This window comes from Halobacillus sp. GSS1 (assembly GCF_017307035.1).
Classification (GTDB): Bacteria; Bacillota; Bacilli; order Bacillales; family Halobacillaceae; genus Halobacillus; species Halobacillus litoralis.
In genome coordinates this window covers 16,063-34,082 of record NZ_JAFLHE010000020.1, presented here as the reverse complement: position 1 = coordinate 34,082, position 18,020 = coordinate 16,063, and the positions used below count along the sequence as shown (strand labels likewise).

22 protein-coding genes are annotated in these 18,020 nt (G+C 41.9%); 7 read left to right on the top strand and 15 right to left on the bottom strand.

What is annotated here, in order from left to right:
* Window positions 1–118 precede the first annotated feature (118 nt).
* On the top strand, window positions 119–304 hold the full coding sequence (locus tag J0K78_RS19055) for a YhzD family protein (protein WP_206948488.1): 186 nt from the start codon (window positions 119–121) through the stop codon (window positions 302–304).
* Between the two features lie 59 nt (window positions 305–363).
* Here J0K78_RS19055 and J0K78_RS19050 read toward each other — a convergent pair whose 3' ends face one another.
* From J0K78_RS19050 to J0K78_RS19035, 4 genes are all read right to left on the bottom strand, one after another.
* On the bottom strand, window positions 364–1,134 hold the full coding sequence (locus J0K78_RS19050; protein ID WP_206948487.1) for an enoyl-CoA hydratase: 771 nt from the start codon (window positions 1,132–1,134) through the stop codon (window positions 364–366).
* A gap of 233 nt (window positions 1,135–1,367) precedes the next feature.
* Window positions 1,368–1,727 (bottom strand): YlbF/YmcA family competence regulator, encoded by a 360-nt coding sequence (locus tag J0K78_RS19045; RefSeq protein WP_089653229.1) that lies wholly within the window; start codon window positions 1,725–1,727, stop codon window positions 1,368–1,370.
* A gap of 84 nt (window positions 1,728–1,811) precedes the next feature.
* On the bottom strand, window positions 1,812–2,948 hold the full coding sequence (locus J0K78_RS19040) for a DUF445 domain-containing protein (RefSeq protein ID WP_206948486.1): 1,137 nt from the start codon (window positions 2,946–2,948) through the stop codon (window positions 1,812–1,814).
* Between the two features lie 115 nt (window positions 2,949–3,063).
* Entirely contained in the window at window positions 3,064–3,474 is a 411-nt protein-coding gene (locus J0K78_RS19035) for a ferritin-like domain-containing protein (protein ID WP_206948485.1), read from the bottom strand.
* Between the two features lie 109 nt (window positions 3,475–3,583).
* On the opposite strand from J0K78_RS19035, the gene J0K78_RS19030 reads away from it, so the two are divergent.
* Window positions 3,584–3,751 carry a hypothetical protein gene (locus J0K78_RS19030; protein ID WP_202412517.1) on the top strand — a complete coding sequence of 56 codons (168 nt, stop codon included), beginning with the start codon at window positions 3,584–3,586 and terminating at the stop codon, window positions 3,749–3,751.
* Between the two features lie 68 nt (window positions 3,752–3,819).
* On the opposite strand, the gene J0K78_RS19025 is transcribed toward J0K78_RS19030, so the two are convergent.
* Window positions 3,820–4,101, bottom strand: a complete 282-nt coding sequence (locus J0K78_RS19025) for a metal-sensitive transcriptional regulator (protein WP_206948484.1) — start codon at window positions 4,099–4,101, stop codon at window positions 3,820–3,822.
* Window positions 4,102–4,210: 109 nt separating this feature from the next.
* Between J0K78_RS19025 and J0K78_RS19020 the strand changes: the two genes are divergently transcribed.
* Both J0K78_RS19020 and J0K78_RS19015 read left to right on the top strand, forming a co-directional pair.
* Entirely contained in the window at window positions 4,211–5,104 is an 894-nt protein-coding gene (locus tag J0K78_RS19020; RefSeq protein WP_206948483.1) for a PucR family transcriptional regulator, read from the top strand.
* Between the two features lie 128 nt (window positions 5,105–5,232).
* The gene (locus J0K78_RS19015) at window positions 5,233–6,330 is read left to right on the top strand and encodes an ABC transporter ATP-binding protein (RefSeq protein WP_206948482.1); all 1,098 of its coding nucleotides are present in this window, start codon (window positions 5,233–5,235) and stop codon (window positions 6,328–6,330) included.
* Window positions 6,331–6,371: 41 nt separating this feature from the next.
* Here J0K78_RS19015 and J0K78_RS19010 read toward each other — a convergent pair whose 3' ends face one another.
* The 3 genes from J0K78_RS19010 to fumC form a co-directional block, all read right to left on the bottom strand.
* Complete coding sequence (locus J0K78_RS19010) at window positions 6,372–6,539, bottom strand: hypothetical protein (protein WP_160915233.1); 168 nt, start codon at window positions 6,537–6,539, stop codon at window positions 6,372–6,374.
* A gap of 186 nt (window positions 6,540–6,725) precedes the next feature.
* Window positions 6,726–6,932: an alpha/beta-type small acid-soluble spore protein gene (locus J0K78_RS19005; protein WP_089653219.1), complete on the bottom strand. Its 207-nt coding sequence runs from the start codon at window positions 6,930–6,932 to the stop codon at window positions 6,726–6,728.
* A gap of 125 nt (window positions 6,933–7,057) precedes the next feature.
* Window positions 7,058–8,449, bottom strand: coding sequence for a class II fumarate hydratase (gene fumC / locus J0K78_RS19000; protein WP_206948481.1), 1,392 nt, complete (start codon window positions 8,447–8,449; stop codon window positions 7,058–7,060).
* A gap of 475 nt (window positions 8,450–8,924) precedes the next feature.
* Between fumC and J0K78_RS18995 the strand changes: the two genes are divergently transcribed.
* Entirely contained in the window at window positions 8,925–9,839 is a 915-nt protein-coding gene (locus J0K78_RS18995; RefSeq protein WP_206948480.1) for a zinc dependent phospholipase C family protein, read from the top strand.
* A 1-nt stretch (window position 9,840) separates the two neighbouring features.
* Here J0K78_RS18995 and J0K78_RS18990 read toward each other — a convergent pair whose 3' ends face one another.
* Window positions 9,841–11,136, bottom strand: a complete 1,296-nt coding sequence (locus tag J0K78_RS18990) for an MFS transporter (protein WP_206948479.1) — start codon at window positions 11,134–11,136, stop codon at window positions 9,841–9,843.
* Between the two features lie 102 nt (window positions 11,137–11,238).
* Here J0K78_RS18990 and J0K78_RS18985 point away from each other — a divergent pair, with 102 nt between their 5' ends.
* Window positions 11,239–11,859: an NAD(P)-dependent oxidoreductase gene (locus J0K78_RS18985; protein ID WP_206948478.1), complete on the top strand. Its 621-nt coding sequence runs from the start codon at window positions 11,239–11,241 to the stop codon at window positions 11,857–11,859.
* Between the two features lie 36 nt (window positions 11,860–11,895).
* Here J0K78_RS18985 and J0K78_RS18980 read toward each other — a convergent pair whose 3' ends face one another.
* The 4 genes from J0K78_RS18980 to wrbA all read right to left on the bottom strand — a co-directional run bounded on the left by J0K78_RS18980 (window position 11,896) and on the right by wrbA (window position 15,757).
* A complete protein-coding gene (locus J0K78_RS18980; protein ID WP_206948477.1) occupies window positions 11,896–12,738 on the bottom strand; it encodes a M15 family metallopeptidase in 843 nt (280 codons plus the stop codon).
* Window positions 12,739–12,814: 76 nt separating this feature from the next.
* Window positions 12,815–14,296, bottom strand: a complete 1,482-nt coding sequence (locus tag J0K78_RS18975) for a methyl-accepting chemotaxis protein (RefSeq protein ID WP_206948476.1) — start codon at window positions 14,294–14,296, stop codon at window positions 12,815–12,817.
* A gap of 169 nt (window positions 14,297–14,465) precedes the next feature.
* Window positions 14,466–14,708: an IDEAL domain-containing protein gene (locus tag J0K78_RS18970; protein WP_206948475.1), complete on the bottom strand. Its 243-nt coding sequence runs from the start codon at window positions 14,706–14,708 to the stop codon at window positions 14,466–14,468.
* A gap of 443 nt (window positions 14,709–15,151) precedes the next feature.
* The gene (wrbA, locus tag J0K78_RS18965) at window positions 15,152–15,757 is read right to left on the bottom strand and encodes an NAD(P)H:quinone oxidoreductase (protein ID WP_160917194.1); all 606 of its coding nucleotides are present in this window, start codon (window positions 15,755–15,757) and stop codon (window positions 15,152–15,154) included.
* Between the two features lie 296 nt (window positions 15,758–16,053).
* Here wrbA and J0K78_RS18960 point away from each other — a divergent pair, with 296 nt between their 5' ends.
* Window positions 16,054–16,932, top strand: a complete 879-nt coding sequence (locus J0K78_RS18960; protein WP_160915248.1) for a cation diffusion facilitator family transporter — start codon at window positions 16,054–16,056, stop codon at window positions 16,930–16,932.
* A 43-nt stretch (window positions 16,933–16,975) separates the two neighbouring features.
* Here J0K78_RS18960 and J0K78_RS18955 read toward each other — a convergent pair whose 3' ends face one another.
* Both J0K78_RS18955 and J0K78_RS18950 read right to left on the bottom strand, forming a co-directional pair.
* Window positions 16,976–17,509 carry a GNAT family N-acetyltransferase gene (locus J0K78_RS18955; RefSeq protein WP_206948474.1) on the bottom strand — a complete coding sequence of 178 codons (534 nt, stop codon included), beginning with the start codon at window positions 17,507–17,509 and terminating at the stop codon, window positions 16,976–16,978.
* Between the two features lie 85 nt (window positions 17,510–17,594).
* Complete coding sequence (locus J0K78_RS18950; RefSeq protein ID WP_206948473.1) at window positions 17,595–18,017, bottom strand: hypothetical protein; 423 nt, start codon at window positions 18,015–18,017, stop codon at window positions 17,595–17,597.
* Window positions 18,018–18,020 lie beyond the last annotated feature (3 nt).

Below are 18,020 nucleotides of genomic sequence, written 5' to 3'. Positions count from 1 at the left end.
TATTCTTGAAGACTTTGATAGATATTTTTTTTGTGAAAATTCGTTATTCAAGCAGGAATATCGACGGTGTATGACAAAAGTAGATAATGAATACCTATTCATTCAAGGAGGAACAACTATGAAGACATACTACTTAACTGTATTCGAGAAGGACGGTACCAATGTCCTCGATGAAACCTTTCAAGCTGAAAATGATGACCAGGCAAAAAAGTTAGGGGCAGAGAAGCTCGAAGAGAAAGGGTACAGCAATCATACCCATCGCTGCGCTGCACCTGAAGGGCATTTGGTTTTGTTTCACAGATAAAACCACTAACCTGTAAATGTAAAATCATAAAAAGTCGCGCTGTTAAGCGCGACTTTTTACTATCTGCCTTGAAATTCCGGCTTTCGTTTATTCAAGAAGGCTTCAACCCCTTCGCTATGATCAGCGGTTTGCAGTAAACGCCATTGGTTCTCACGTTCTTTCTCTAAATAGTGGGACAACCGTTCCATCCCATGTTGGTGATAAATTTCTTTTGTAGCAATCATGGATTTCAACGGACGGCTGCTCCACTCTTCCGCCAAACGCGCTGCCTCTTCTTGTACAGGTCCATTGACGACAATGTCCACTAGTTTATGATCATAGGCCTCTTTGGCTCTCATTTGCTGTCCTTCCCAAGCAAAATGTTTAGCTTGATGTGTTCCTAAACGTTCCTGCAGCCAAAAGTGCCCTCCACCATCAGGAGCCAGTCCAATACCTATAAAGTTCATAGATAAATTGGCATCTGGTTCAGCTATGACATAATCAGCGGATAATGCAATACTTAATCCTAGACCTACAACAGGACCATGCAGGGCGGATATAACAATTTTCTGCATCGAATAGAAGGTCTTCACAATTGTTTCTATATTGTCCATGACTTCATCATAGGTATCTCGGTCAGACACCTCTTTCATCATGCTTAAATCTCCACCGGCACAGAATCCTTCACCATCTCCATATAAAAGTACAATTTGTGCCTCGGACCGCCTCACTTCGCGAGCAGCTTCAGCAAATTCAGCCAATAGCTCTGCATTCAGTGCATTATATTTTTCTCCTCGGGCAATTTTTAAATGAACGACATTTCCCTTTTCCTCTACAATGAAATGCTTCATGATTTTCCTCCTATATATGGAAAAATTCTTCTCGATTTAAAATTTCGTCATGCAGCATCTACTTTCCTGCAAGAGACGACAAAAAAGTCGTTCCTATAAGAAGCTCTTACATAAATGAAAGATAGAAGAATTATGGGGGTTATGGCCGATGACCAGTCTCCATCAACCACAGTTAGAAATGAAAGACAACAAAAAAAGGAGCTGGTTTCCCAGCTCCTTTTTTTCATTTTATCTTATTGTTGTGGTTCTTCAGGGTTGCCGTAAAGCTCTTCAAGAGGCTTCGTAATGATACGGCTGATGTCGTTAATGACTGTATTTAAGCGTTGCTCTTCTTCCATCAGCTTGGAGATTTGAGGGTGTTGTTGTACAAGCTCAACGACTTTACGAGCTTGTTCTACTTCTTCCTCAGAAATTTCTTCTCCTTGCATCTGCTTTTGTTGAAGCGTAATTTGTGTTTGACGGAAATCGTCGAACATTTTTTTAGCAGCTTCGTCGTTCATTACTGCTTCATATGCTTCTTTCAATCCGTTGAATTCCTCACTGTTACGGATTGCTTTTTCTAGATCATACGCGTAATCATATAGATTTGCCATAAAAATAAGAACCTCCTAAGTTTTCGTTCTGACACTCCTCCCCCACTATAACAAACTCCTATACGTCTGTATAGGAATACACTATTATCCGAAAAATAGCACAATAATGGCTTGAAGAAGGCCAATCATTCCTCCAAGCAAAGCACCCAGATAGGTAATCATTTTGAATTCTCTCCGGGAAATACCTAGGACCATTTCTTCAAGACGTTCCACTTGGAAAGCTTCGACTTCCTCCTGGACAATTTCAGATAAACGAAGCTGTGTCATCATGCTCTCCACCTTGGATGACAATAGTTCACTGATATGTTCTACGGCTGCAGGCACGAATGTATGGAGAATTTTCTCTTCATATGGACTTGTCCAATCCTTTACTGTTCTTCCCATCCATTGTTCCACTGGCAAGGCATGAGCCACGAGTTCTCCAAGCTTTGTTCCCAACGCTTCACGACCAATCTGTTCTTCAAACCACTCCACCCGTTTGGTTAAAAGCTTATCTTTCTCAGTGTGGAGCATCGTTTCCAACCAATCCTCCATTTCCTGATCGGAAACATACTTTAAGATCAGTGGATAAATACGTTCGGTTAGGCCATCAGGACCCATAAAGGATGAAATCATGTTACCGAGAAATCCTTGATTATCCAAGTAGTTATCAATTAAAGCTGCAACTTTCTCTTTCCCTTCTTCACTCCGGAAATATGTTTCAATACTAGCCTGAATATGAGCAGCCGCTTGGTCCACCCCGCGGTCTGCTTTTTCCCGCAACTCAGGCGTTAACAACTCCTCGATTGTGTATCCGCGATATTCGCTCATGACCAGTTCATAACGATGCTTCACCCACTGGGACACATGACCTTGAATGGATGTAGATGTAACATCAATCTGAAATTTTTCGAGGATTTCTTTTAACGTGTCTTCTTTTTTGAGCATCGTTTGAACTTCATCTTTTGCCCATGTGGTCATCTGCGCCTTAAAACTTGAATGGGTGAGTTTTCGACGGATGCCTTCTGGTGTTAATAGATGATTCACAACCATTTTTCCTAATTGTTGGGCTAATTCCTGTTGTCGTTTAGGAATCAGACCTGGTGTAAAAGGAAGACGGTAGTTACCGATATGAATAGCTCGGTATGGACGGAATAACATTTTTATGGCTAATGAATTGGTAAGCCCTCCGATCAGGGCTCCGATTCCGATCATCATAAAGATTAATAATACAGAATTCATGTTCCAACCTCTTTCTACAAATGGTGTACCAAGTATAATCTATATAAAAGCCAAGTGCCAATGGTAAAACATCAAACAAAAAAGGCCCTGTGCAGACATGGCCTTCGAACTGGAATTATTTTAGTCTCCCATAAATGGTACCGAACCGAGTCGCATGCTCCATCTCATCCATCATGGCTGTAAATACCGCATGATAAGCGACGGGTGAAGGAACCATAAATAGCATTTCCTTGTACATCTGGGCTGCTTTGAATTCATCTTGCTGAGCCCTGATTACTCCTTTCTCAAAAGAGCGATAACTGATCGTCTCGGGTTCAAATTCATGATATTTTCCTGTCAACTGTAAGTAAAGGTATTGGAACATTCGATAATGTTTTAATTCATCATCTGCGGCATGCATAATATAGTCTCCAAACAAACGGTTACTTGTATCTCCTTTTAGCCGGCTGTAAAAATCATGATCCTTCCATTCTTCTTCTATAGACCTTTGCAGCCTTTGGATAAAGGACTCACCATAGCCCTGCATTTGATCTCCTCCCTTACTAAAAGGATATGAAGGGAAAAGACAAGCTTATGCTTCGTGTGCATTCATTGAATTTCAGAATCCGGGCAAAATGAAAAGAGGAGGTGACAGAATGGCGAAGCATAAAAAACATGAAGCACCCGAAGGAAAAGACAAGTTTGAACTGGACGTCGATCGGATGATTAATGAAGGGATGGCAGGAGGCACGATTAAACCTGTTTATGGGCATGAACAAATTGGAGAAGCTCACGAGATTCCCGAGCAGAAAGAGAAAAGATGAAAAAAATAAGCTGTCTCCTGTTTGCCTTTCATTAGACGCAACCGGAGACAGCTTTCTTCTTTATCGCTTTATCGACTTTTAACAATCATCTGTACAGCTTCGTTAATTAATTCTTCTGCTGATTCGCCTTCCTCATGAGCATCGCGGATACAGCCTTCTAAATTTTTTGCAACGATATATCCAATCGCACGGTCCATAGCTGAACGTGCGGCTGACAACTGGGTAATAACATCTTTACAATCCTTATCTTCCTCCATCATCTTGAGGACACCACGAACTTGACCTTCAATCCTTTTTAAACGGTTTTTCGTTTCAGGACCGTAAATACTTTTATCCTTCACTTGATCCAATACCTTCTCCTCCTCTCTTCAGGTACAACGTTTTATACTTGAACGCTTTGCGGATTTTGTCCATTGTATTACTATAATAGTAAATATCCAACCAAAAAGGAAGAGATTCATGTCAGTTATAGACCAACTTAAACGTTTATACCCTTCAATCACGATAAATAAACTCGGTTTTGACAATCATTTAGAATACAAATGGTTTCAAACCGAACATGCGGAAATCGTAGGAATTAAAAAAAATGAACTGGATCAACATTCTTCTGAATTACTCTCTATATTCCTTAAGCCTTTAAGCTCGGAAGAATCCACCATGACGGAAAGGGAGAAGCATTGGTCCTCGTTTCTTTATAAAAATGAAGAAATTCCAGATATGGTGTGGCCGGCATCCTATCGTTTTGTCCTTTTTTCCATTGAAGATGTTGAAGCAGAGAAAGATATTGTAAAAGAAGCACTTCAATCACTATTTCCTCAAGAAATGCCACTCCTATGGACATCGGACCGTGATGGAATCATCATAGAGGAAATTTCATCTGACAATCAGGAAGTCATGGAATTTGAAGGCATGGCAGATGTTTTAAGCAGTGATTTTTATACAGATATCCATTTTTTCATTAGTGAATTCACATCAAAACCGGAGGATGCCTCAAAAATACTGAAATGGGCACAGCATGGCGCGGGGATAGCAAAAGAACATAAATTAGGTTCGATCATCACCTATAAGGATATTATCCCCTATTTATATATAGACGCACTTCCACAAGAAGAATGGGAACATATTCTGAGATCCATTTTTAAGGACATCGAAAAGGACAAGGAATTATTACAGACCATCCGAATCTTCCTGGAATCAGGTTCAAATACATCGTTAGCTGCTAAAAAGCTGTATATGCATAGGAACAGCTTGCAGTATCGAGTGGATAAGTTCGTTGAGAAAACAGGGCTTGATATTAAACAATTCGAAGGCGCGGTCATTACCTATCTCGCATTATTACACATGGAATACTGAGTATCGACAAAGTGCACAAACACCCCCCGCGAAGGTTTGTGCACTTTGTCCATTTACCGTTTTCAGAAACTTCGATACACTGTAATCACACAAGAAAGCGATTTCAATTTTACTAGGGGGATATAAAAATGGCGGAAATTAAACTGAACAATATTGATAAAGTTTATGATAAAAGTGTTAAAGCGGTAGATGATTTTAACTTACACATCAAGGATAAGGAGTTTATCGTATTCGTTGGTCCATCCGGTTGTGGTAAATCTACGACGCTTCGTATGATTGCAGGTCTTGAAGAAATTACTAACGGAGATTTCATGATTGATGAAAAACGCATGAACGATGTAGCTCCGAAAGACCGTGACATCGCGATGGTTTTCCAGAACTATGCCTTGTACCCACACATGAACGTATATGATAACATGGCATTTGGTTTGAAACTCCGCAAGATGGATAAAAATGAAATTGAGAAGCGCGTAAATAATGCAGCGCAAATCCTTGGCCTTGAGGCTTTACTTGATCGTAAACCGAAAGCGCTATCAGGTGGTCAGAGACAGCGTGTTGCTCTTGGTCGTGCGATTGTACGTGATGCGAAAGTATTCTTGATGGACGAGCCTCTTTCCAACCTTGATGCGAAACTTCGTGTTCAGATGCGTGCGGAAATCCAGAAGCTGCACCAACGCCTTCAGACAACGACGATCTACGTCACACACGACCAAACAGAGGCGATGACGATGGCCACACGACTTGTCGTTATGAAAGATGGCGTCATTCAACAAGTGGGTGCGCCGAAAGATGTGTATGACAAACCTGAAAATGTATTTGTAGGCGGCTTCATCGGTTCACCAGCCATGAACTTCCTTAATGGAACACTTGCCGATGGACACATCGAACTGGGTGAAGTCAAAATCGCTGTTCCTGAAGGTAAAATGAAACCTCTTCGTGAACAAAACTACATCGGCAAAGAAGTCATTCTTGGTGTAAGACCGGAAGACATGCACGATGAGCCAGTGTTTATTGATGCGAACCAGGACAAGAAGATCACTGCAGATATCGAAGTAGCAGAATTGATGGGGTCTGAGTCTTACCTGTATTCCAAACTGAATGATCAGGACTTCATCGCTCGTGTAGACTCCCGTTCTGATATTAATGGTGGAGATCAAATTACGTTAGCTATTGATATGAACAAAGTACATTTCTTTGATAAAGACTCTGAATTACGTATCCGCTAATACAAGATAAAAGAGAAACGCAGCCTCAGGGCTGCGTTTCTTTATGTGGCTTGAATATCATTCAAACCACAATCTTCACAAACAAATAAATGGACGCATTCCTCCGTGATGGATGAATTTAGATCCCCATCCACGAGATCCGTATATTTTTGATCAAGATAAGGACTGTAGTCATCTAAAAAATCCGTGACACGACCTTGATCTCGCATTGTGCCTTCACATTTTGGGCAGGGTCTTTCAGAGGCTGCCCATCCATTGCATACACCACATTCCTGCATCGCTCGCCACTTCTTTCAAAACGGTCTTGGGAATTCAACCTTATGCAACGTATGAATGCTTCAAACATCCAAAAAATAAAGAGGAAGGGCGCACCCTTCCTCCTTCGTCACAAGTATTTATTTGTATTGTTGTCCGCCGAACTGTTGCTCAGCCATTTGGACAAGACGCTTAGTGATCTCACCACCTACAGAACCGTTAGCACGGGATGTAGAGTCAGCACCAAGTTGTACGCCAAATTCTTGTGCGATTTCGTATTTCATTTGGTCTAGAGCTTGTTGTACACCAGGTACAACCAACTCGTTTGAACTGTTGTTGTTAGCCATGTGTCTCACCTCCTGTCTTGTGTAATCGTAGTATGGGTCGGTCTGAATGTTTTTATGTCAAAAAAACAGGTGGTAATTACTGGAGAAATTATATTAGGCTAATAAACATGGCTAACAACATAAAATTATTTCGTATTTGGCTTCGTCATCGCTTTAGGATCCACATATTCTTCAAATTGATCTTCCGTAAGAATCCCCATCTCAACCGCTGTTTCTTTCAATGTCTGATCTTTTTCAAAAGCTGTTTTCGCGATTTTCGCTGCATTCTCATATCCAATATAAGGGTTAAGTGCTGTTACAAGCATTAATGAATCGCGTAAGTACTTTTCAATCTGCTCATGATTCGGCTCAAGGCCACTCACACATCGTTCATCGAAAGAAACGATACTGTCCGCAAGAAGTTGTGCAGACTGTAAGAAATTATAAGCGATAACTGGTTTGAATACGTTCAGCTCAAAGTTCCCCTGGCTAGCGGCAAAGCCGATCGTCGCGTCGTTCCCCATGACCTGTGCCGCAACCATCGTTACTGCTTCACTTTGTGTAGGGTTTACTTTGCCAGGCATGATTGAACTTCCCGGTTCATTCGCTGGAATCGTTATTTCGCCAATCCCGCAACGAGGGCCACTTGCAAGCCATCTTACATCATTGGCTATTTTCATAAGATCGGCAGCCAGGGCTTTCAAAGCGCCATGCGTGTGAACAAGTTCGTCATGCGAAGTGAGTGCATGGAACTTGTTCGGTGCGGAAATAAACCCTTTTCCTGTCGCCTCGTTAATTTGAGAGACAACCTGATCAGCAAAATCTTCATGGGCATTCAACCCCGTGCCTACGGCTGTTCCGCCAATTGCAAGCTCTTTTACATATTCCGTACTCTCTATTAGCATTTTTTCTGTTTTTTCAAGCATGCGGTGCCAACCACTGATTTCCTGCCCCAGGGTTAATGGAGTAGCGTCCTGTAAGTGAGTGCGACCAATTTTAACGATATCGTTAAACGCTTCCATTTTTTCTTGTAATGTATGTTTGAATTGGATCAAGGCCGGAAGAACGACATCCTCGATCTTTCTGACAGATGCAACGTGCATCGCTGTCGGATAAGTATCATTGGAACTTTGAGATTTATTTACATCATCGTTCGGGTGGAGGCGAGTTTCACTACCTTGATCCTCAAGCCATTGTGAACCCACATAAGCGATGACTTCATTCACATTCATGTTGGACTGTGTACCACTCCCCGTCTGCCATACGACGAGAGGGAAATGCTCATCAAGTTCTCCGGCAATAATGAGGTCGGCTGCATAAGCAATAGCGTCTGCCTTTTCCTCTTCAAGCAACCCGAGTGCTGCATTTGCTTTTGCTGCACTTTTTTTAAGGATAGCAAAACCCTCAACAACTTCTTTCGGCATTTTCTCATCGCCGATTGGGAAATTTTGTTTACTTCTCTGTGTTTGAGCTCCCCAAAACTTTTCGCTCGGTACTTTGATTTCTCCTATGGTATCTTTCTCAATGCGATAATCCATGAATATCCTCCCTTTGCTCAAATCATCATACCCTTTCATTGTATCAAGAATCTTTTGAACAATCACCAGAAGCCCGCTCTTTTTGACAATTTTCTCGAAGTTTTTTGTCTGATTATTTACATTTTTCAGATATTTATGTATAATGAATCCATCAAGCAAAGGTACATATCTTCCTTCCTTGCTTGATCTCTCAAGTGGGTAATAAGTGGTGAAAAGGGCCTTTGCAGAAAGGCTCTTTTTTTTGAATCCACACTTTCATTCATGCTCCCTATTCTTGAAGACTCAGTTTCGAGATGTTTGTGTGATTCTGGGGGCTCCAGGAAAAGGTTCGCTTTCCACGGGGCGGGCGGTGAGCCTCCCGCGGAAAGCGAGCTATTCCCCGTAGCCCCATCCACTCAACAAACGACTCGAAACTGAGTCTCCCACTATCCTGCCATTTAGTGGAATAAATTCTTATAAAGAATGGAGAATGATTATGCCTAATATATGGACGCATATCCTGTTTGTGGATCAGCTGTGCGAGGAGCTTGATCGAAAAGACCTTTTAGAAACTTCCCCAGCTTCTTTACATATGGGAGCTCAGGGTCCTGACCCGTTTTTTTATCATAATTTCCTGCCTTTTCTACCGGACAAAGAGGTAGCAGAAATCGGGATGTTGATGCATACGGAAAGATGCGGCCCTTTTTTAATGGATATGATTGAACGAGGGAAATCAGAGAAAAACTCAGTTCAATCCTTTATTCTTGGCTTTGTCAGCCACCATCTCCTTGACCGCCACACCCACCCTTACATTCATTACCACGCAGGTTATGAAGAAAATAAACACCAGGAACTCGAAGTAGCCTTAGATACCGTCATGCTTAACCGCGAGAAAAGTTTAAAAACATGGAAAAACCCTGTTCATACGAAAATTAAAATGGGGAAGCAAGTCCTTCCTATTTCCTCCTTTATGCACGGCCTTCTTGACAAACATTATCCAGAAGTCACTACGAAACATAAGAAGAAGGTGATTCAGGAATCTTTTTTTCATATACAAGCAGCACAAAGGGTGTTGTATGACCCATGGAAATGGAAGAATCATTGGTTCGGTTCGCTCGTATCTTCTTTTTCCCATCAGCCAATCAATGAAGATAAAGATTTTTTGAATGAAAATCGAACGGAGTGGCGTCATTCGGCAACGAATGAAAAGCGTAACGAATCTTTCCTGGATTTATATGCACAGGCTAAGAATGAAGGGATCCTCCTATTTAAATATATCTTCGAGTATTGGAAGACAGGTTCTTCAGAAGTTTTGGCTCACATTCAAAAAATCATCGGTAACATTTCGTATGACACGGGGGAACCTCTTGAAAAAATGCTGGTGAACCGATACAGTCATCCTATTGTGTAAACTAAGAACGAATGACGGGTTCTTCCTCGGAGCGGGTGTAGGCCTGCGCCTGCTCTACCCCTTTTTCTACATCAAGTACATATAAAAGAATCATGCCGACGATAAAGAAAAACACGAGAGACAGAATCCCAAGACGGCTGGAGCCTGTCAGTTGTCCGACAATCGCGAAGGCAAACGGCCCGAAAATGGCAGCGAATTTGGAAGAAATTCCGTAAAAACCGAAAAACTCCGCATGACGATCTCCCGGAACCATTCGTCCAAAAATAGAGCGGCTTAAAGCCTGGGCTCCACCCTGTACGAAACCTACACATACAGCCAGAATGTAAAAATGTAGAGCCGATGTCATAAAGTACCCAAGTGCTACGATAATTAAATAGATAAATAATGAGATCATGAGCGCACGTTTAGGCGTTATTTTACCTGCCAGCCACCCAAAGAAGAAGGTACACGGAATTCCAACGAATTGAGTGATGAGTAATGCTGTAATGAGTGAAGTACTATCAATTCCAATATCTCTTCCATATATCGTGGCCATTTTTATAATCGTGGATATCCCATCGTTATAAAGCCAAAATGCTAATAAGAAAATGAGGAGCTGTTTAAATTGCCTTAGTTCTTTCCATGTCCGGCCAAGTCGTTGGAAGCCGATCGCTATATAAGAATGCTCCCTTTTTCTCTGAACCTTCTTTTCCTCTACAACGTTTTTCATAAGTGGAATGGAAAAAATAAACCACCAAATTCCTACCGACATAAAGGCAAGCTTCGTCCCCGTTAAGGTACTCGCCAGTCCGAACCATTCATATTTCATAATCATCAGCAAGTTTATGGCGAGCAAGATCCCACCACCTACATACCCTAAAGTGAATCCAGCTGCAGAAACCTGGTCGATATCTTTTTCATTGGCTACTTCAGGTAAAAAAGCATCATAGAATACATTGGCTCCTGAAAAACCAATCGTACCCACGATTAATAATAGAGATGCGAAGATGTAATCCCCTTCACCGACAAAGGCCAGCAAAACGCTCGCAATCATGCCCATATAGGCAAAAAACATTAAAAACTTTTTCTTTGCTGCCGAATAATCACTGATCGCCCCAAGAATGGGAGCGAGAATCGCCACGATTAAGACGGCAATGGATTGGGAATATCCCCAGTAACTTGCAGCTAAAGATTCTTGAACACCTTTAGCCGCTACATCATAATAGAATATAGGTAAAACAGCAGCCATGATGGTCGTTGCAAAAGCTGAATTGGCAAAGTCATAGAGCATCCAGCTCCAAACGGGTTTCTTTTTCATGGTCATATCCCCTATCTGCAATCTTTTTAGACAAGCATAGCAAAGGATTTTCACATTATTACGTAGACATGATTAAACTTTACAAATCTTTGAGGTGATTTAATGAAATTAGCTTTATTCGGTGGAACGGGAAGAGTCGGCTCTGAAATTATACGATTAGCTCTGGATGATGGGGTGGAAGTGAAAGCACTCGTTCGTGATGAAAAACGCGCGATGGAAGTTATTCCTGGGGCGGAGTTGGTTATAGGCGATGCAAGAAATGAAAAGGACGTCCAAAAGACGATTGCCAATTGTGATGCAGTCGTAAGTGCCTTGAACACAGATAAGACGGATACCCTTTCTGTGAGTGTACCTTTAATAATAAAAGCAATGAAAGAACAAGGGATCAAACGAATCGTCTCGATTGGAACGGCTGGCATTCTTAACAGTAGGTTCGAAGAAGGAAAGTACCGCTACCAGACCAATGAATCCAAACGCAAGAAGACATTTGCAGCTGAAGAACATGTCAAAGTGTATGAAGCTTTATTGGAAAGTGACCTGGATTGGACTGTCGTCTGTCCGACCTACTTACCTGATGGAGAAAGGTACGGCAATATCCGATTTGAGCGTGATATGCTACCGGAAGACGGAAAGAAAATTACCGTAGCAGACACCGCTTTCTTCACCTATCAGGAACTACACAAAAGGGAATTCGTAAATCACCGCGTGGGCATCTGTTATTAAAAAAGCCATTTCTCTCTTTGTGAGAAATGGCTTTTTTTATTGATCGGAAGGGTAAAGGCCAAAAAATTCCTCTAAGGTTACAGACTGTTCATGAACATCTGTAGAGAACTCTTTGCCTACATACCTTAAATGCCAGGGTTCGTACATGTAACCAGTGATATCTTTGGTACCTTCTCTATAACGGATGATAAACCCGTATTCATGCGCATGGTCGGCAAGCCATTCTCCCTCATTGGTTTCACCAAAGGACTGCTCCAGTTTAAATGCTACCTGAGCAGAGGTCACATCCATGGCAAGACCTGTCTGATGTTCACTCGTGCCAGGCTGGGCTGAAAATGTATCTGTCTCTTCTTTGCCATAAACTTCTACATTTCTTTCGTAAATCCTTTTTTGACGGTCATAGGAACGATAGCCTGAAGCGGCTACTAAATCAATCCCATCCTGTTCAGCAGCTGCGAAAAGCTCTTCTAAATGACGAGCAGCCTCTTCTCTCATCTGTTTTTTCGGGTGGTCTTCCGTGAAATAAAAAGGAACATCAGGGACTGTCAAATCTTCGGGAACATAATCCCCCGGCAGTTTCCTGCTTTTATTGACGACGACCTGTAAGCTCTCAGGTGCTCCTACTTCGACTGTGCCGTCCTCTAATACTTTATCTTTTTCTGTTTTGTCAGAAGCCGTATCCTTTTCTTCTTCAGCAGGTGCCTGTTCTGATTCTTTAGAAGAAGACGATTGACCTTCCTTATCAGCCGGGTTTTGTTCCGGTTCTGTTTGAGAGGAAGCAGGAACATCTTCTTTCGACTCTTGTTCGCCCCCTGATGAGGTGATGGAACAAGCAGTCAAGCTGATACTTAAGAATGTTAGAATCCATACGTTTTTCAATTGTATTACCTTCCTAGTCTGTGATGTTACCCTTACTATAACATTCACAAGAAGAGGTTGTATATCTTAGCCCTTCTCATGAAGCTGTTTTCTTAGAACTCAGTTCATTCACTCTGTGATTGGTTTCAGAGATTTCTTTGACGAGTTCTATTTGATCATGTGAAAAGTCCTCAACTGCTGCCTGAAGTTGTTGTATGGTCGCAGATGTTTGTTCCACCAGTGAAGCAAATTCATTCACTGCATCATCAATCGTTACGGAGGATTTTTTCACCGAACTCGATTGTTTTTCAAAACGGTCCATTTCAGCTTGAATCTCCCCTAAAAAGGATAAAAGCCTCATGAATGTATTTTCAGTACTCTCTAACGAAAGCACACTTTTCTCAAGTTCATGGGCCCCTTTTTGCATATCAGCTTCTGTTAAGGCTGTCTTTTCTTTCATGCTTGAGAGGTTCTCACCCATATGTTCCGTTGTTTTCTTTGTGGTATCCGCCAACTTCCTGATTTCCTCAGCAACCACAGCGAATCCCTTTCCTGCCTCCCCTGCTCTCGCTGCCTCTATACTTGCGTTTAATGCTAATAAATTGGTTTGATCGGCAATCCCTTTAATTTCTTCAACAAATCCCGCGCTCTCTTCCGTTTGATGTAGAAATTCTTTCATGTTGTTTTTCATTTTTGAAAAAGAAGTATGAAAGGAATGCATACCTTTGATTAAATCTTTCATCTGATCTTCACCATTGCCGGCAATTCTGGTAGACATTACTCCTTTTTCTTTCAATAAAGTAAAGCTTGCATCCATATCATCAATAGTGGTATTTGTCTCTTCAGAAGCTTCTACAATGTTTTGTATAGAATCTATCTGGGATTGAGAAGCCATTGCCACTTCATAAAATGATTGGTTCATCGTTGCCATCATTTCTTTTTGACTTTGACTTGTATGATCGATGGCATGGATATGCTTCTGAATGTCAGCTGCTGTCTCCTCCACCTTTGTAGCTCTTTGCTCACTTAACTGTGTTAACCGCCCATTTTTCTCCAGTGATTCATCGACATCAGATAGAAGTTGTCGTGATAACCGGACCTGAATGGCAAGCACAGTATAGACGAGCAAAAAGAACACTAAGGACATCAGCATTGCTCGCGTATCAAGACCAATCCATTCACCTTTTGTGAGGACAAAATAAGCGAGCAGTCCAAGGCCAAGGACGCCTCCTGTCGTTAACACAGCTATTGATAATGAAATAGCCGCCACTCCCAATAAATAAAAGCTGAACAAAATATTTGTGACATAATCCGATGCAGACATGATCAAAGCCGCAACGAAGGCTTGCCCGAAGATTGCAAGGTACGGGACAGCCCATTGGAATACTTTCTGATAATGTAAGACGACCATAAGAAGAACCGTCAATCCGCCACCCAATCCGAATGAGAGTATAATCTTCAGAGGAGCACTAACCACAAGCTCAGCCATCAAACCAAGGATGACTGAAAGTAACATAATTTTCACAAGAACTCCATTCTGTTTATTCATAATGGTACCGTTTTTATTAAGCGCTTTCATCTTTGTTCTCCTCCTAGTTATTTATCCTTATATCTAATGTACCATTATTCGACAGAGGTGCGTACAATATTTTTCCATATATGAAAAATCTACCATTATAATTGCGCCTCTATGTCATAAGGACAAATAACTTCACAAAAAAAACCGCTGCATCAGCAACGGTTCTATCTTATTCCCATGTAAAGGGTTGATATTGAGAACTTAAACGTTCAAATTCAACGCGGTCATCATTATCAATAGCCTGGTTGATTTCCTTATCCAGACGTTCTTTATTAAACTGATAACTTAGTTGATCTAAAAGCAGACGTGAGGCTAACTGTATTCCAAAGGACAACTCTCTCTTTGCCGTAATCTCTTTCCCTTTGTACTCGGGGTGGCGACGGATAACATAATCAATCTTTTGCTTTCTCATGAGACTACCCCCTTCATGCTTTTTTTCATTATGCAGGATATAATAGAATTTCGCAACAAGTTTTCTGAATATTTAGTATTATGATTCCCATAATTAAAAATTTTAAACCTCTCAACCCTATTGCTAGAGGGATTCACCGAGATTTCCTATTGCAAAATAGTTACTAAATTCCTAAGGGAGTACTGTAAACACCCCTGTTTTCTCGAAAAAAATAGGATTCGCTCACCTTTGCCTGTCACATTTAGAAGAAAGAATAGCGATGATCATCCTTCTTCCACAATCCTCACTAAAGAGCGCTCTCTCCCTAAACTCCCTATAAAAAGCTCTGTTTATCTCTGAATAAGAGCTTATACCATACTGCCTTACTAAAGGAACTGTTTATCAAACCGTTTAATAAAAAAAAGAGTATGAAACACCAAAGGTTCCATACTCTTCTCTATGATTTAATTGATAAATTTACTTGCAACATCTATGGTACGTTTCACTTGATGACGTACGCCGCCTTCAACTTCTTCTTTCATATTTCCTTCTCCATCTACGCTCACGCTCGTACCATATGGGTTTCCTCCAGAAGCAAACACGGCATCATCTGTGTAACCTGGCGCTGCAATGATGGCTCCCCAGTGGAACATTGTAGTATAAAAGTTCAACAGCGTTGCCTCTTGGCCACCGTGCACGTTTTGAGCCGAAGTCATCGCGCTGACAACCTTGTTCACAAGTTTTCCTTGGAACCAAAGGCCCCCCGCCTGATCCATAAATTGCTTCACTTGTCCTGGGACGTTACCAAAACGGGTAGGTACACTGAAAATCACAGCGTCAGCCCAATCAAGATCGTCAATTTTCGCTTCTGGAACGACGTCTTTGGTAGCTAAGTAATGCTCTTTCCATGCAGGATTTTGTTCAATGGCTTCCATAGGAGCTAACTCTGGGACACGAACCAGTTTCACATCTGCCCCTTCTTGTTTAGCTGCATCTTCCGCCCATTGCGCCATTTTGTAATTCGTACCTGTTGAACTGTAATAAATGATCGCTAATTTTACGTTTGCCACTAAAATCTCTCCTTTTGCGTACTTTTGGAATCCAAGAATGCCTGTTTATTGTATCCTAAGAAATGATCAGGATTCACAAATAATATATACCCGCACAAATTTAAACTCAAACTCAAGACTCTTAAATTCGAGATATTTTATAAAACCTTTACAACCTCTTCATAATAGTTCAAATGATGTTGTTTTGCGTGAAGGCAATTAACATGAACATGGAAAGCTTTTTTTCTCTAGACCCACTGAACTTCTATTTGGTAAGCTATATCAAGCCTAATTGATCGATCTGGAGGTAAAAGTCCATGAATGACTATGCAAAATTGAAAAAAGGGGAACGTGGTGCCTGGGTAAGCATTATTGCCTATCTTGTTCTCGCTACTACAAAATTGATCATCGCCTCCGTTGGAAACTCTGAAGCACTCCGAGCGGATGGTTTAAACAATACAACTGATGTCATTGCTTCTGTGGCTGTCTTAGTCGGGCTCAAGATTTCAAGAAAGCCACCAGACGAGGATCACCATTATGGTCATTTTCGCGCTGAAACGATCGCTTCTCTTATCGCCGCTTTTATTATGATGACTGTAGGCATAGAAGTCATAATCGGTACAATTCAGGATATTATTCAGCAAAAAGCCAGTGAACCGTCCATGCTGACGGCCTGGACGGCTTTAGCAGCTGCCGTTGTCATGTATGGTGTTTACCGGTACAACCTGAATCTATCGAAAAAAGTGGACAGCAATGCTTTATATGCGGCTGCACAAGATAATCGATCCGATGCTTTAGTAAGTGTCGGCGCAAGCATAGGGATCTTCGGCTCTCAATTCGGTGTCTCCTGGTTGGACCCTCTTGCAGGTTTGATTGTTGGTCTCATCATTTGTAAAACAGCCTGGGACATTTTTGTCGATGCCACTCACAGCCTTACAGATGGTTATGACGAAGAAGGAATTGAACACATCCGCGAAAGTATATCCGATCATCCTGATGTTTGGGCAGTGAAAGATGTCAAAGCACGGATGCAGGGAAATAAAACACTTGTCGAAGCCACCATTCACGTCAACCCTGATATTACGGTGCAAGAAGGGCATACCATTACCGATGAAGTGGAAGAACGATTAGAAAAAGAGAAAAATATCGGTTATGCACATATCCATATCGAACCCTATGAAGAAGAAGAGACGTAAAAAGCCTGCCAATAATGGCAGGCTTTTTATATTTACTCCAGTTTTAAGCTAGTCGTTCAGTTAAGCTCTTTAATTCATTCCAACCATAAGCCGTCTCTTCATAGGTTCCTTGTCCGATTGTGACCCTCTCAGCCTCTACAGGATCCGCTCCATATTTTATGTAAAATTGGCCGGAAGGATTATTAGTCAGCACCCATACCAAAAGGGATTGGTACCCTGCTTCAAGCATCCCGTTCGAGAATACCCGGAGCATTTCTTTCCCATACCCTTTTCCCTGATATTCATCCAGCAAGTAGATGGCATAAATCTCCCCGTCGAATCCATAATTCTTCGTCCGCTCTTTCCCACCCGAAACAAAGCCGACAACTATCCCGTCATCATTTTCAATAACATAGGCAATCTGACCATTCACAGGAGTTCTGAGAACTGTTTCCCAAAGTGCAATCCGGTGTTCAACCGTGGTATTGCTTAAATCCCTTTCATCAATCAGGTCTTTATATGTTGATTTCCAACTCTTCACATGAATTTCTGCAATCGTTTCAGCATCCTCAAAGCGGGCAGCTCTTACTTCAGGCATATGGAGATCGTCCCTTCTTCCTCTAATTACTTCTTATTGTAACAAAAAGATGATGCCAAGAGTGACATCACCTTTTATTTGCGGTTTATCTACATTGGAAACTAGAAATTTGTCGTGTATCAAAGCCTGTATATACCCATTGACGACGACGTCGCTGCCAACGGTACCCGGCAACAGATGTGCGGCCGATGAATGTCGGGTAAAACCAGAACGAACGACCATTTACAAGAGTGATCCATGTGTATCGATAGAGGCAGCCATATAACGACCCTGGGTCAACAGCAAACAAAGATGCCCCTTGTGGACTAGGCGGCTGTTCCGGTGGTGGTGGAAGCTGGATGCCAGGCCCTCCAGGTCCTCCTCCATATGGTGGCTGACCTTGCCCGCCTCCAAAAGGTGGTCCACCCGGAGGAGGTCCAGGCGGTTGACCAGGGCCGAACTGTCCTCCCTGGCCGGGCGTCGGAGATCCGAAAATCTGCCCGAAAGGAAAACCAAATTGTCGGTGCATAAC